The sequence below is a fragment of the Mucilaginibacter lacusdianchii genome (assembly GCF_009770985.1).
Classification (GTDB): Bacteria; Bacteroidota; Bacteroidia; order Sphingobacteriales; family Sphingobacteriaceae; genus Mucilaginibacter; species Mucilaginibacter lacusdianchii.
Map to the genome: position 1 here is coordinate 325,672 of NZ_WSRW01000001.1, position 14,046 is coordinate 339,717.

Below are 14,046 nucleotides of genomic sequence, written 5' to 3' on the forward strand. Positions count from 1 at the left end.
ATAGATTAACCATGTTTTTACAAACAACCAAATTACTGACTGGCCAGAAAAGACAGCGTTAATGCCCAAGCCTGTGTTGATGCTTTGGGATGAAAGCTAGCCCGCTCATCACAATTGAAGCCATGATCGGCATAAGATATCTTGACATTCACATAGTCTTTACCGGCAGCTTCAACCGCCTGAATAACTGTATCAATGCTCTCGTCGGTAATATGCTTATCCAATCCACCCCAAAAAAATAAATGTGGCCCGTGTAACTTGGGTACCATATCGGCTAACTGGTCTGTGCGGCCGCCATAGTAAGAAACAGCAGCTTTTAAGGGCAGCACCGCATTGGCTAAAAAGGATACACGGCCACCCAGGCAATACCCAACACTAAATACAGATGATTTGTCGATATCTTGCTGTTGCAGCCAATCGTAGGCAGCTTGTAAATCGGTTGCCAAGCCTTCGTTGCTGAGCGCCTGCATATGTGGCATCACGGCTGGAAAGTCGGTATAACTACCCTCAAAACCTTTTGGGGCTGTACGATGAAAAAGCTCGGGCGCAATAGCTACATACCCTTCGGCGGCAAACCTATCGGCTATGTTTCGGATGTGACTGTTTACGCCGAATGCCTCCTGCAAAACCAGGATGGCGGGCGTTTTGTCGGTCTTATTAACCGGTAAAGCCACATAAGCAGACATGGTGGTATCATCGCTTAATTTTAAATCAACATAGTTTTCGTTAGTGTTGCTCATACTGCTCAAACCTCGAAAGTATTTAAATGTTCAGGTTAATATATCATTTAAAAGCCACTATTCCTAATTTGACAAAACCATCAAACCTTGTTACAGTTAGCTTATTAGCTTTGAATACATTATGGCACATCTATTTTCACCTTTAAAAATAAAAAACGTTGAGTTTAAAAACCGCATTGTGGTTTCTCCCATGTGCGAATACTCTAGTACGGACGGTTTTGCCAACGACTGGCACTTGGTACACCTGGGTGCTATGGCTACCGGTGGCGCAGGTTTGATTATTACCGAAGCCACCGCCGTATCGCCCGAGGGCCGAATTACTTTTGCAGATTTAGGCATTTGGAAAGACGAGCATCTGCCCAAGCTAAAACAAATAGTTGATTTTATAGAGCAGCAAGGCTGCGTTGCAGGTATACAACTAGCTCACGCCGGCCGCAAAGCCAGTCATACACAACCTTGGGCAGGTGGTAAGCAAATTCCGTCTGATCAGGAAAATGGGTGGAAAACGGTAGCTCCTAGCTCTATTCCTTTTAAAGAAGGCACAGAGGCACCACTGGAACTGGATGAAGCCGGCATTGCTAAAATCAAAGCTGATTTTAAAGCCGCTGCCCAACGTGCTATTGAAGCCGGATTTAAAGTAGCTGAGCTGCATGGTGCTCATGGCTATTTGTTTCACCAATTCTTGTCGCCGCTGAGCAACCAGCGCACTGACGAATATGGCGGCTCATTTGAGAATCGTATTCGTTTGTTATTAGAGGTAACTGAAACTGTTCAGGAAGTTTGGCCGGCTGATTATCCGCTGTTTGTGCGCATATCGGCAATAGACTGGACTGAAGGCGGCTGGACACCCGAAGAATCGGTGCGACTAGCGGCTATTTTAAAAGACAAAGGTGTAGATTTGATAGACTGCTCAACCGGTGGTAACGTGATTGCCAAAATTCCGGTAGGCGCTGGTTACCAAGTTCAATTTGCAGAGCAGATCAAAAAAGAAACCGGCATTTTAACCGGAGCCGTGGGTATGATTACCAACGCCAAACAAGCCAATGATATCATACAAACCGGAAAGGCTGATATGGTATTTATCGCTCGCGAATTTCTGCGCGACCCGCACTTCCCATTGCGTGCAGCGCACAAACTGGGTCAGGAAGTTAAATGGCCGGAACAATATGAGCGTGCAAAATGGCATTAATTATGCATTGTAAGTTTAAAAACATAATATATTAAAACATAAAAACTATGAAACGTACAGCTAACGCACACTGGAACGGAACTTTAAAAGATGGCCGTGGGGAATTAACTACTCAAAGCACCACGTTAAATAAAACCCAATATTCTTTTAAAACCCGTTTTGAAGAAGGTGTAGGTACTAATCCCGAAGAATTAATTGCTGCAGCTCATGCCGGCTGTTTTACAATGGCGGTAGGTGCTGCTTTAACCCAACAAGGTTTTACCCCTGGCGACCTGACTACCGATGCTGTTCTTGATTTAGACATGGCAGCCCTGAGCATTACCGGCATTCATCTGGAACTGAAAGCTAGCCAAATTGAAGGCGTATCTGAAGATCAATTCAAAGCCGTAGCCGAAGATGCTAAAAAGAACTGTATCATTTCTAAAGCATTGAGCGTTCCATTTACTTTAAATGTTACTTACGGCGGGTAAGCCCCTACCAAACCCTCTCCCATAATGAGGGGCTAATCATAATGTCATCTCGAACGATAGTGAGAGATCTTTTAGAACTAATAGGTTAACCTATTGCTTTTATAAGATTTCTCGTTATCACTCGAAATGACAAGATGTATAAACTAAAATTCCTTAAAAGAACGGGTAATATTATCCGTTCTTTTGTGTTTATAAGCCGATTATAGTTATGCAGCGTTCTCGATTATCATTAACCTTCGTTTTGTTCCTCGCCATTTTTGGCTCCCTGATCTTCCTGTTCTTTTACATGAAGCATCAATTTACTGCGGTACGCACCGAGGTTTCGGATGATGTGATGGTAGAAAAAATTACCAGCATGGGTAAGTTGGAACTGGTCAAATACTCGATGAAGGACGTGATTGAGAAAAAGCAGGTGCATACCCTACTGCCCGATGAGCGCGTATTGTTTGTAGCCGTTGGCGAGGTAACCGCCTGTATTGATTTAACTAAAATACGTAAACAGGATATTACCCGTACCGAGGGGCATGATACCATCATTGTAAACATGCCTAAGCCCGAAATATGCTATGTAAAGCTAGATCACCAACGCTCCAAAGTTTATGATATCAGCGGCATTATGTTACCCAGTACCAGCAAAGCCATGGTTGAAGACATTTACAAAGTGGCCGAAAAGCGCTTATTAGACAATGCCCGTGAAATGGATGTGCTGGGCAAAGCGCGGCAAAACGCGCAGATTATTTTTAAACCACTACTGGAAAACATATCCGGCAAAACGGTAATTCTGCAATTTAAGTAACCTTAGCTTGGATTTTGTGCACGCTGCCTGCGCCGTAGCCAAACCTGCCCAATATTGCGTGTAGGCACGTTATCACCCAATAGTTTGCCCCAAGGCTTCAGGTCCTCAATCCGGTCAAACACAATTTTGAGTACGGCAATAAACGGTATCGACAAAAACATACCCGATATACCCCACAACGCTCCGCCCAGCAGCACAATTATGATAGATATTAAAGCGTTGATTTGCACCTTAGAGGATACAATTTTAGGAACCAGAAAATTATTATCAATAAACTGGATAAACATATAAGCTGCTATTACACCCAGTTGAGTAGAGTAACCGTCTTTAGTAACAGTGGCCATTAGCACAGGTAAGGCAATGGCAATTAGTCCGCCAATGTAGGGCAGCATATTTAATAACGCACCTATCACGCCAAACAAAATAGCATACTTCACATCAAGCAAAAGTAATGCAATTGAATTCATGATGGCTACAATTAAAGTTTCGGTAAGCAACCCGATAATGTAGCTTTGAATAGCAGCTTTAGTTTCCTGTAATATTTCGGCAACACGCACTGAGTTTTCTTCTGAAAACACCTCGAACAGAAAGTTGATGATGAGTGTTTTATACAGCAGCATTAAAAATACATAAACCGGTATCAGGAATACAACACTTAACGTACCCAATACCGTATTAATAGTTTTACCCACCAGCCCTTTACTGTTGTTCATGGCATCATTTATAAAAGTAGCCTGCCGTTGTGTATCTATGCCAAAATGCATAAATATATAATTTTTCAGGTCATTAACCACATGGGCAAACTTTGCTTTGAGGGTAGGTAACGTACTGCTGAATGATGCAATTTGCGACGACAGGAAATAAAATAGCCCTGCTACAAAAATTACGGCCAGCAGCATCGCTAGCACTATTGATAACACTTGCGGCACACCCCATTTTCGAAGCTTGTTAACTAATCGGTTAAGTAATACAGCGATAAAAGCCGCAAAAGCCAGCGGAATTAAAATATCAGATAAACTGTCCAGCACATACACAAACAGGATAAGGCCGAACAAGGTAACAGTAGCTTGTATATAAAATGGGTAATTTTTGGTTTGCATAGATGTAATTGATACCTACATAAGCAATAAATTAAATTAAAGTTTTTAAATAGAAAAAGCCGCCTAAAAAGGCAGCTTTTTCTATTTCGTCATTGCCCAAAACAAAGCAATAACGTAAGTTAATTATCTTATTTCAACACATTTCTCCAGCTCACCAAATCGCCAATGATTTTATCCAGCTGATCGGCCGGAACACGTTCCTGGGCCATGGTATCACGGTGACGGATGGTTACGGTATTATCTTCCAGTGTCTGGTGATCTACCGTAATACAGAACGGGGTACCGATAGCATCCTGGCGGCGGTAGCGTTTACCGATAGCATCCTTTTCTTCATATTGCACGTTAAAATCAACCTTCAGCTTGTCCATAATTTCGCGAGCCTTTTCGGGCAAACCGTCTTTTTTGGTAAGCGGGAAGATAGCAGCTTTAACCGGTGCCAGGCATGGGTGCAGGCGCAATACAGTACGGCTGTCTTGCTTATCCTCGGTGCTTAGGTCTTCTTCTTCGTAAGCATTAATCATCGTTAGCAAAAACATACGATCCAAACCGATAGAGGTTTCAATTACGTAAGGGATGTAATTACCGTAAGGCTTGTTGGTATCCGGGTCAATCTCCGGATCAAAGTACTGCATTTTTTTGCCTGAGAATTCTTGATGCTGGCTCAAGTCAAAGTTGGTACGGCTATGAATACCTTCTACCTCTTTAAAACCAAATGGAAATTGATATTCAATATCATAAGCCGCATCGGCATAGTGAGCCAGCTTGGTATGCTCATGGTAACGGTATTTTTCAGGGGCAGTACCCAAAGCCAGGTGCCATTTTAAACGGGCCTCTTTCCATTTATCAAACCACTCGCGCTGTGTGCCGGGGCGAACAAAGAATTGCATCTCCATTTGCTCAAACTCACGCATACGGATGATGAACTGGCGGGCAATCACCTCATTACGGAAAGCTTTACCAATTTGTGCAATACCAAACGGAATCTTCATCCGGCCCGACTTCTGAACATTCAGGTAGTTTACAAAAATACCTTGTGCAGTTTCGGGGCGCAGGTAAATCACATCCGCATCATCGGCTACAGCTCCCATTTGGGTACTGAACATCAGGTTAAACTGACGTACATCCGTCCAGTTAGCGGTGCCGCTTACCGGGCAAACAATGTTTTGCTCAATAATTAATTCGCGTAAGCGTGGCAAATCTTCTGCATTTAAAGCTGCGTCCATTGCCAATTGAAGGGCTTCTGCCTGATCGGTTTTACCTTCTTCTTCATAGCGGGCAATACGATCTTCCAGCAACTGATCTGCACGGTAACGTTTCTTTGAATCTTTATTATCGATCATCGGGTCGCTAAAACCGGCTACGTGACCGCTGGCTTCCCAAATTTTAGGATGCATAAAAATGGCAGAATCGATACCCACGATGTTCTCGTTTAACTGCACCATGCTTTTCCACCAATAGGTTTTGATGTTATTTTTTAATTCGGCACCATTCTGACCATAGTCGTACACAGCGCTTAAACCATCATATATCTCGCTTGATTGGAACACAAAACCATACTCTTTGGCATGGGCAATCACATTCTTAAACAGTTCGTCGGTATTTTTACTCATAACCCTGCAAAGATATTTTTTGCAATTGGATTTTCGAATTTGGATTTTGGATTTATTTATTCTTCAATCGCTATCGCTATCTTACCTGTAAAGCCGCCTTTCTCCTGCATTTCATGTGCCTGCTGCAAATCTTCTAAACCAAATGTTGCGGCTATGTACGGTTTCAGTTTGCCTTGATCTACCAAAAGTTGCAGTTTTTGCAGATCGGCTGTTTGAGGTTTAACATGTACTATTTTCATTTTGCTTTGCAACAGCAGGTCGGCCGCACCTTGTAACGTGCTTTTCACATCTTGCATACCACCGCGGGTAGATACAAACATACCATCAGGGGCAATATTGTTTTTTACATCCGAAATAGTGTAGTTGCCGGTGGCATCAAAGTATAAATCGAACTGCTCGTTTTCGGGTACCTTTTCAGTTTTATAATCAATTACCTTATCACAGCCCAGGGTTTTGGCAAATTCAACATTGGCGGTACTGCATACACCGGTTACCGTACACCCGTAATGCTTAGCTATTTGTACCGCAGCGGTGCCTACCCCACCCGTGCAGCCGTTGATGAGCACATTACTGTTTGGCTGCAATTTTCCATCATCTGTCATGCCCTGCCAGGCTGTGCTGGCGGCCAGTGGTAAGGCGGCAGCTTCGGTAAAGCTTAAACCTTCGGGCTTTAGGGCGGCGTTATCTTCATCAACTGCTACCAGTTGGGCGTAAGCATGTCCTTTCAGCGCATTTTTGAAACCAAATACTTCGTCGCCCACTTTAAACTTTTTGCTTTTCGTTTCAACTACTACGCCACTGAAATCACTACCAATTATATGTTCGCCAAATAAACCAGTAATCAGCTTTGTTTTACCCTGGCGTACCAAAGTATCTACCGGGTTAACCGACGATGCCCTGTTGCTTACTAAAATCTGTCCGTCTTCCAGGCCAGGTTGCTCTACATCTTTTATCACAAACCTATCTGCCGATCCGTATTCTTCAATAACTGCTGCTTTCATCATACTTAAATTTTAAAAGTAACAATGGGCAGTCTAAATAGTTGCCACACAGTTAAAATGCCCTTCAATGCGCGGAAATATCTCGCAAAAAAGTTACACGATAATATATCAGGAATTCAATACATTAGGCTATTCAATCACTTCTTTACAATTTTTTAATGAAACGTAAACATTTGGGTTCTTTAGCCTTAATGGCGCTATTACTTACGGCCGGTGCCAAGGCTCAAACCCTCCCCTCGCCCAAGCAACATTTTGGCTTTGATATTGGGGATGATTATAGTTTGGCCAATTACACCCAAACCGAAGCATTTTTTAAAAAGCTGGCTACCTCTAACCGTACTAAATATGTAGACATCGGTTTAACTGAAGAAGGCAGACACCAGTTTATGCTGATTGTATCATCGCCCGAAAACATTAAGAATTTAGACAAGTACAAAGATATATCGCGCCGACTGGCACGTGCCGAAAACCTAACGGATGAGCAGGCCCGCAGCTTGGCCGCACAAGGTAAAGCCATTGTGTGGATTGACGGCGGCTTACACGCCAATGAAACGGTTGGCGCCCACCAACTAATTGAAACTGCTTACGAACTGGTAACCCGCACGGATGCCGAAACCATGCGCATTCTGGATAACGCCATAATTTTGATGGTGCATGCCAACCCCGATGGGCAGGAAATTATATCGAACTGGTACATGGGCCAAACCGATCCTAAAAAGCGAAACATGAACATTCCACGCTTGTACGAAAAATACATTGGCCATGATAACAACCGCGATTTTTACATGATGAACATGAAAGAAACGCAGAACATTACCAACCAGCAATACCTGGAATGGCTGCCACAGATTGTTTACAACCATCACCAAACCGGCCCTGCCGGCTCTGTAGTAGCCGGACCACCGTACCGCGACCCATATAATTATGTGTACGACCCGTTACTGGTAACCAGTATAGATGCATTAGGCTCGGCCATGAGCAGCCGTTTGAATGCTGAGAACAAACCGGGTTATACCGAACGCAACGGCACCACTTTTTCTACCTGGTGGAATGGCGGTTTGCGTACCACCACCTACTTTCATAATATGGTGGGTTTGCTTACCGAAATTATTGGCAACCCTACCCCATCCGAAATACCATTGGTACCCGAGCGCTTGATACCAAACAGCAATACGCCTTATCCGGTAACACCACAGCCCTGGCACTTTAAGCAGTCTATCGATTACTCGGTATCCTTAAACTATGCCGTACTGGATTATGCCGCCCGCCAGCGTGATATTTTACTGTACAATATGTACCAGATGGGCAAAAATTCGATTGACCGCGGCAGCCGTGACAACTGGACGTTATCACCTAAACGCGTAGATTCTATTAATACCGCTTACAAAGCCGAACAAACTACTGTGGCCGCGCCTGCCCCCGGCAGCTTTGGTGGTCGTGGCACTGTACCCGTAAAATATTTTGACAAGGTATTAAAAGACCCTACCCTGCGCGACCCACGAGGCTATATTATCCCAGCCGATCAGACTGACTTTCCAACCGCGGTTAAATTCATTAATACGCTGGTTAGGGCAGGTGTTGTTATCCATAAAGCCAATGCCGATTTTACGGTGAATGGCAAAAAGTATCCCGCCGGATCATTCATTGTGAAAACCGATCAGGCTTTCCGCCCGCATGTGTTGGATATGTTTGAACCGCAAGATCACCCGAACGATTTTCAATATCCAGGTGGTCCTCCTATCCGCCCGTATGATAATGCCGGATGGACTTTGGCTTTCCAAATGGGCATCCAGTTTGACCCTATTTTAGACGGATTTACCGGCCCCTTTACCCGTTTACCCTATGGCCAGTTGCAAAGTCCGCCAAAAGTATTGTTACCGGTTATCAGCAAAGGCGGCTACGTATTAAATCCTGGCGTAAATAATAATTTTATTGCTGTAAATGATTTACTAAAAGCCGGCGCACAGGTATACCGTTTAACTAAGCAAGGTAAAGATGTCGGTGCATTCTACGTACCTTATTCGGCCACGGCAAAAAGCACCTTAGCAATGGATGCCAGCTTAGGTATTAAAGTAACCGAGACTGGTAAAGCGCCAAAAGGTGCCGTTAAAATAGCGCCTCTACGTATTGCTTTGTGGGATACTTACGGCGGTTCCATCCCTTCGGGCTGGGTACGCTGGATGATGGAACAATATCATTTTCCATTTACAGTAGTATATCCGCAAGAGATTGATGGTGGCAGTCTGAAAAACAACTATGATGTAATTGTTTTTGTGGGCGGTGCCATTCCAGCCGTCCGTCGTGAAGGTGGTTTTGGTGGCGGCGAATTTGGCGGCCGTATGCCATCGCCGCAGGATTTGCCCGAGCAGTACCGCAGCTGGACAGGCCGTATTACGCCTGAAAAATCCATTCCCCAACTAAAAGCCTTTTTAGAAGCAGGTGGCAGCATTGTTACCATTGGCAGTAGTGCCAACCTGGCTTATCAATTAAAGCTACCGGTAAGCAATGCGCTGGTTGAGACCGCAAACGGCGCGGAACGCCCTTTACCTGGCGACAAATTTTATATTCCGGGAAGCGTACTACAGGTAACGTATGATACCACACAACCAGCCACTTGGGGAATGCCGGCTGTGGGTGATGTAATGTTTGACAGCAGTCCGGCCTTTAAACTGGGCACTGATGCCACAGCGCAGGGCATTAAACCCTTAGCAACTTACACCACCGATAAACCGTTGCGAAGTGGTTGGGCGTGGGGCCAAAAGTATTTAAAAAATGATGTAGCTGCATTTGTAGCGCCTGTTGGTGCTGGTAAGCTGTATGTTTTCGGTCCCGAAATTACCTTTAGGGCCCAATCTCACGGTACATTTAAATTGTTATTTAATCAATTATACTCAGTACCAACAAAGTGATATTGTTTTTAAAATAAAAAAATAATTATTTTCTATTTAATTAAATAACAGGCATACAATTTGTACTAATATCATCAGTAATGTGGGTTTGAATTAAGTGCAGAGTGAAAAGCAGTTGTGCAATGGCATGGCTGCTTTTTTTATAAGTATACTTTTTAACTATCAGGTATTAAAAATATTTACAAATGGTTAAAAATATTTTTTTTAACCATTTGTATTCTGTAAACTTGTGAGTATCAAACCTATTCACCATGAAAATTTTTGTTGCCAGGCTGCCCTATGAATATCAGGAAACTGATATAGCCGCCCTTTTTGCACCTTATGGCGAGGTTGCTACCGTAAATTTAGTGATGGACCGTGAAACCGGCCGGAGTAAATGCTACGCTTTTGTGGAGATGCCAAACGAGGGCGAGGCCAGCAATGCTATCAGCAGACTGGATCAAACAGAGATCAACAGAAAACAAATTGTTGTGAGCCCGGCACAAGAACGAGCTAAAACCAACAACTACAGTTCTGGCAATGGCTTTAGCCGTAATGCACAACGTAGTAACGGAGGTGGGGGTGCAGGTACTAGCGGTGGTTATGACAACAACCGTAGCGGTGGCAATAGCTATAACCGCGACCGCAATTCATACAACGGTAGATATAACCGTAATAAAGAATCGAATTCAGATTACTAATATCTAAACATTATATCACACACTACTACAAAAAGGGTTGGCTATATGGCTAACCCTTTTTATTTACTGCCAGGCTTATTGCTTTTATAAGTATTGCTCCCAGCATCAATGTACTCAAACACCTCAGTTGGTTTGTATTGCTTATCTTCCGTCACTACTCCGCCATTAATAATTGCGTTTGACATGATAAAACGTCCCGGACGCTGTTTCACATTTCCACGCAGGTAAATACTTCTATCAGCTATTACGTTGGATAAAGTAATCGAAGAACAGTCGGGCGATATAGACATGCCCCAAGCCAAGCGGTCGCGGCTGTCGCGCAGAGTAATGGCCGTAAAGTTCACCTCATAACAATTGTTCAGTTGCACTGCCGCATTAGCCGGATTATTGTTTGAACTTACACCATGCACCTTAAAGCCGGTTACGTTACTGAATTTTAATCCGCTCAACTCTACTTTACCTTGTGCATCTAAGTTGGCTATATTCCAGTAATCGTTAGTTAGCCCTCCGGCCGAAATAAATTCCATATTGCCCGGCCCACAAAATACATTACTTAATTTACCAAACTGGCTAGATTGTATAGATAAGTTCATAGGCGATTGCTCAAAAACACAATTAGCAATCATAGGCGTATACAGGCCTTTCATTTTCAAGTTATGTTGTGTACTGCTGTTGGCTACACTGTTTACAATACAAACGTTACCATCTGAGCCTGCATTGTTTATGCCTTCTAAAGTAAATGCCTTATCGCACGCGAAAGCATGGCAACCATCAATATAACTATCCTTGCATCGGTAAGTTCTGATGCCATCCACACATCCCCAAAAATAACAGTTATCAAACCGGCACATACCTGCATTCTCGAAATTAATAGCTGTGGCCAACTGGTAAAACACACAATTATTAATAGTAGTAAAACAGGCGAAGCTGTTGTATATGCCATTAGGCCGGTTCCTATTATCAGTAAAAAACCAAATGTTGTTGATGTTAAATTTGGTGTTTTGCTGAGGTTTAGCATCAGTAAGTATATTGAATGCATAGTACCCCCGGTCGCCGCCTATAACTGATAGAAATATAGATGCACCGTTACCATTGAGTTGAATACCGCGCCGCTCTAACTGACCTTGGCCCCGATAGTCGATATTTATACTATTGGTAATTCTATATTTTTTACCGCTGGTTAATTCAATACACGACAGGCCATGATCGCGGGCATACGTAAAGGCGGCTTGAAACGCCCGGGTGTCGTCGGCCTTTTCATCGCCTACTGCACCAAACGCTTCTACCGTAATAGCACCTGTTATAGCTTTATCGGGTAAGGAGGCTTGTGTTTTGGCCGACCAATCTTTATAACTAAGGCCCTGAGACAAGGCGCTGAAACAATTACAAATAATAATTAAGAACGTGATGAAAGCAAGTGAAGAAGCTTTTTTGAGCATGTAGTGGCGAATTTATAGTTCAACAACTTTAAATTACGCCAATTGTTTAATTTACCATACTAGCAAACAGTACACTTGATGCTGCTAGTGTCTAATATTCTGTTCGGTAGTGTAAAATATTTTGGCCGATATTTATTTAACCTATGAGAAATAAAAAAATGGTTAAATTTGTTAATAACTTGCATACAAGTGTTTATAAGTATTGTTTTTGCTAACAATCACATTCTTCCTGCTTCTATAATTAGCATTTAAATACCCTTTCACCTCTTCCATTAAAAATTTATTAACCCTGAAAATCCATTCTAACACATTTTTAATAACCGCTGATGGTATTGGCTTATAAATTGCAAACACACCTAACAAATATTAACTGATTTACTGTCGCAATTAACAGCAACAAAAGAGTTAATTTACTTAATTAGACAACACAGCATGAGCAGGATATTAGCAGTTGATGACGACCATGACATTTTAGAGGTACTTCAATTTATATTAGAAGATTCAGGCTATGAAGTTGATACGCTATCAGACGGTAATCAGCTTTTTGACCAGATTAAACAACGGCTACCCGATTTGATATTACTAGATATTATGCTAGGTAACATGGATGGCAGGGATTTATGCAAAAACGTAAAATTGCAAAATGAAACCCACAGCATTCCGGTTATCATGATATCAGCAAGCCATAACGTATCAGACGTATTGAAACAAGAGTGCGCACCTGATGATTTTATTGCGAAGCCGTTTGACATTAACAACTTGCTTAACAAAATAAAAAGGCAGTTAGCCGCCTAAAATAAAAGTAACGTCCATCTACCTATCTATAACTTTTGGCCGCCCGTAACAGAGCGGCCTTTTATATTTTGCCTTAACTACTTTACGTCCAAAATTTTCAGCTCTTTATCAATACGCTCGTTCCACTGCGATTGTGCATATTGATCTAAGCCGTGGCGTGTTTCATCATCATACTGCTTTTGCATCCGATTCATGTCCCGGAAAGCTTCCAGGTAATCGGCATGTATGGCACCATCATAGTTAGTTACCGGCTGCTGCTCGGTTAGTAGGCCCCGCTTATAATGCTCACTTGCAATTTTAGCAATATCAAAATGTCGCTGTTCGTGATTAAGGGTATAATCGTCCTGATAACCCGGCTTTACCCAACTGGCACTTTTGGGTAAGTAAACTTTCATTTTAATTCTAACTTGAATTGTACTATTTACCACTTCTACCTCTTCATCAAACGCCAGGCTCGGAAAAACCTCGGCGGCGTATTTGGTACCGTTAATGGGCTTAGCCTTAAAATCATTCCAAATGAGCGGGCGCTTGGTAGTATAATAGATAGTATCAGGATCGGAATTATCAGTATAATCAGTGAAACTCAGCTTTACCTTCTTAGCCAGTTTAGGATTATGATCAGCTTCCTTGTTCATCCAGGTATTCAGATAAATCAAAGCGCTCCCTAACGTACGCCGCAAAGTAGGCTCTACCACATCTAATTGATTTTGCGGCCTGATGTACCTAGCCGAGCTTTTGTAACTGAGCAGGTAAACATTATCATCAGGATATTTACGGTCAAAAGATAGGTTTATCGTTATTTTACCCTCTATCCGGCCACCGGGTAAGGCCGTTTCTATTACTTTCAATTCGTCTATATGCACTATCACCGGCCGCAATGTGGTATTAACCGGTATATTGTTGCTGATATATTTTTTTAATGCCTGTGCTGCACCGCCATCCAAATCAATCGGTTGTGGTTTAGAAACTGTGGCATCTGCCAACAGCCAAGCCACCGCATGCGTATTGGAACGATTATCAACTACGCTTGCTACATAAAATTCTTTGGGTGATATAGCCAGGCGTTCATCCTGCAAAGTGATAAATGCAGCAGGTTTAACCGGCCATACAAAACCATAACTGGACAGCAGCAAAGCTGCAACAGATACAAACCTCACCAAAAAAGAGAATCCGTTAAAAATATTTTTAATCATTAATTAACCACTTAACGTATCTGATTATAAATATGATACGCAGCTAAAAAGGGTTTACATAAAGTTGACATTGACTAAAATGATTATTAAACTTTTTAAGCGTGTATACCATCTAATAATTACC

12 protein-coding genes are annotated in these 14,046 nt (G+C 42.6%); 6 read left to right on the plus strand and 6 right to left on the minus strand.

Features of this window, described 5'->3' with window-relative positions; genetic code table 11:
- Positions 1-32: 32 nt before the first annotated feature.
- On the minus strand, positions 33-740 hold the full coding sequence (locus GPM24_RS01520) for a dienelactone hydrolase family protein (RefSeq protein ID WP_199269677.1): 708 nt from the start codon (positions 738-740) through the stop codon (positions 33-35).
- A 121-nt stretch (positions 741-861) separates the two neighbouring features.
- Here GPM24_RS01520 and namA point away from each other — a divergent pair, with 121 nt between their 5' ends.
- The 3 genes from namA to GPM24_RS01535 all read left to right on the plus strand — a co-directional run bounded on the left by namA (position 862) and on the right by GPM24_RS01535 (position 3,195).
- The gene (gene namA / locus GPM24_RS01525) at positions 862-1,929 is read left to right on the plus strand and encodes an NADPH dehydrogenase NamA (protein ID WP_158824976.1); all 1,068 of its coding nucleotides are present in this window, start codon (positions 862-864) and stop codon (positions 1,927-1,929) included.
- A gap of 47 nt (positions 1,930-1,976) precedes the next feature.
- A complete protein-coding gene (locus GPM24_RS01530; RefSeq protein ID WP_158824977.1) occupies positions 1,977-2,399 on the plus strand; it encodes an OsmC family peroxiredoxin in 423 nt (140 codons plus the stop codon).
- Positions 2,400-2,685: 286 nt separating this feature from the next.
- On the plus strand, positions 2,686-3,195 hold the full coding sequence (locus GPM24_RS01535; RefSeq protein ID WP_233268704.1) for a DUF4230 domain-containing protein: 510 nt from the start codon (positions 2,686-2,688) through the stop codon (positions 3,193-3,195).
- Positions 3,196-3,197: 2 nt separating this feature from the next.
- On the opposite strand, the gene GPM24_RS01540 is transcribed toward GPM24_RS01535, so the two are convergent.
- The 3 genes from GPM24_RS01540 to GPM24_RS01550 all read right to left on the minus strand — a co-directional run bounded on the left by GPM24_RS01540 (position 3,198) and on the right by GPM24_RS01550 (position 6,909).
- Positions 3,198-4,295, minus strand: coding sequence for an AI-2E family transporter (locus GPM24_RS01540; protein ID WP_158824979.1), 1,098 nt, complete (start codon positions 4,293-4,295; stop codon positions 3,198-3,200).
- Between the two features lie 128 nt (positions 4,296-4,423).
- Entirely contained in the window at positions 4,424-5,905 is a 1,482-nt protein-coding gene (locus GPM24_RS01545; protein ID WP_158824980.1) for a glycine--tRNA ligase, read from the minus strand.
- 56 nt (positions 5,906-5,961) lie between these two features.
- Positions 5,962-6,909, minus strand: a complete 948-nt coding sequence (locus GPM24_RS01550) for an NAD(P)-dependent alcohol dehydrogenase (protein WP_158824981.1) — start codon at positions 6,907-6,909, stop codon at positions 5,962-5,964.
- 155 nt (positions 6,910-7,064) lie between these two features.
- On the opposite strand from GPM24_RS01550, the gene GPM24_RS01555 reads away from it, so the two are divergent.
- Together GPM24_RS01555 and GPM24_RS01560 are read left to right on the plus strand one after the other, a co-directional pair.
- Positions 7,065-9,815 carry a M14 family metallopeptidase gene (locus GPM24_RS01555; RefSeq protein ID WP_158824982.1) on the plus strand — a complete coding sequence of 917 codons (2,751 nt, stop codon included), beginning with the start codon at positions 7,065-7,067 and terminating at the stop codon, positions 9,813-9,815.
- A 251-nt stretch (positions 9,816-10,066) separates the two neighbouring features.
- Entirely contained in the window at positions 10,067-10,495 is a 429-nt protein-coding gene (locus GPM24_RS01560) for an RNA recognition motif domain-containing protein (protein ID WP_158824983.1), read from the plus strand.
- 59 nt (positions 10,496-10,554) lie between these two features.
- Here GPM24_RS01560 and GPM24_RS01565 read toward each other — a convergent pair whose 3' ends face one another.
- Positions 10,555-11,934 carry a pectate lyase family protein gene (locus GPM24_RS01565; protein ID WP_158824984.1) on the minus strand — a complete coding sequence of 460 codons (1,380 nt, stop codon included), beginning with the start codon at positions 11,932-11,934 and terminating at the stop codon, positions 10,555-10,557.
- Positions 11,935-12,366: 432 nt separating this feature from the next.
- On the opposite strand from GPM24_RS01565, the gene GPM24_RS01570 reads away from it, so the two are divergent.
- Complete coding sequence (locus tag GPM24_RS01570) at positions 12,367-12,729, plus strand: response regulator transcription factor (protein ID WP_158824985.1); 363 nt, start codon at positions 12,367-12,369, stop codon at positions 12,727-12,729.
- 77 nt (positions 12,730-12,806) lie between these two features.
- Here GPM24_RS01570 and GPM24_RS01575 read toward each other — a convergent pair whose 3' ends face one another.
- Entirely contained in the window at positions 12,807-13,922 is a 1,116-nt protein-coding gene (locus tag GPM24_RS01575) for a hypothetical protein (RefSeq protein WP_158824986.1), read from the minus strand.
- Positions 13,923-14,046: the final 124 nt, after the last annotated feature.

Coding starts and splice junctions, on each gene's coding strand:
- GPM24_RS01520 (WP_199269677.1), bottom strand. CDS start 740: ATGAGCAACACTAACGAAAACTATGTTGATTTAAAATTAAGCGATGAT.
- namA (WP_158824976.1), top strand. CDS start 862: ATGGCACATCTATTTTCACCTTTAAAAATAAAAAACGTTGAGTTTAAA.
- GPM24_RS01530 (WP_158824977.1), top strand. CDS start 1,977: ATGAAACGTACAGCTAACGCACACTGGAACGGAACTTTAAAAGATGGC.
- GPM24_RS01535 (WP_233268704.1), top strand. CDS start 2,686: ATGAAGCATCAATTTACTGCGGTACGCACCGAGGTTTCGGATGATGTG.
- GPM24_RS01540 (WP_158824979.1), bottom strand. CDS start 4,295: ATGCAAACCAAAAATTACCCATTTTATATACAAGCTACTGTTACCTTG.
- GPM24_RS01545 (WP_158824980.1), bottom strand. CDS start 5,905: ATGAGTAAAAATACCGACGAACTGTTTAAGAATGTGATTGCCCATGCC.
- GPM24_RS01550 (WP_158824981.1), bottom strand. CDS start 6,909: ATGATGAAAGCAGCAGTTATTGAAGAATACGGATCGGCAGATAGGTTT.
- GPM24_RS01555 (WP_158824982.1), top strand. CDS start 7,065: ATGAAACGTAAACATTTGGGTTCTTTAGCCTTAATGGCGCTATTACTT.
- GPM24_RS01560 (WP_158824983.1), top strand. CDS start 10,067: ATGAAAATTTTTGTTGCCAGGCTGCCCTATGAATATCAGGAAACTGAT.
- GPM24_RS01565 (WP_158824984.1), bottom strand. CDS start 11,934: ATGCTCAAAAAAGCTTCTTCACTTGCTTTCATCACGTTCTTAATTATT.
- GPM24_RS01570 (WP_158824985.1), top strand. CDS start 12,367: ATGAGCAGGATATTAGCAGTTGATGACGACCATGACATTTTAGAGGTA.
- GPM24_RS01575 (WP_158824986.1), bottom strand. CDS start 13,922: ATGATTAAAAATATTTTTAACGGATTCTCTTTTTTGGTGAGGTTTGTA.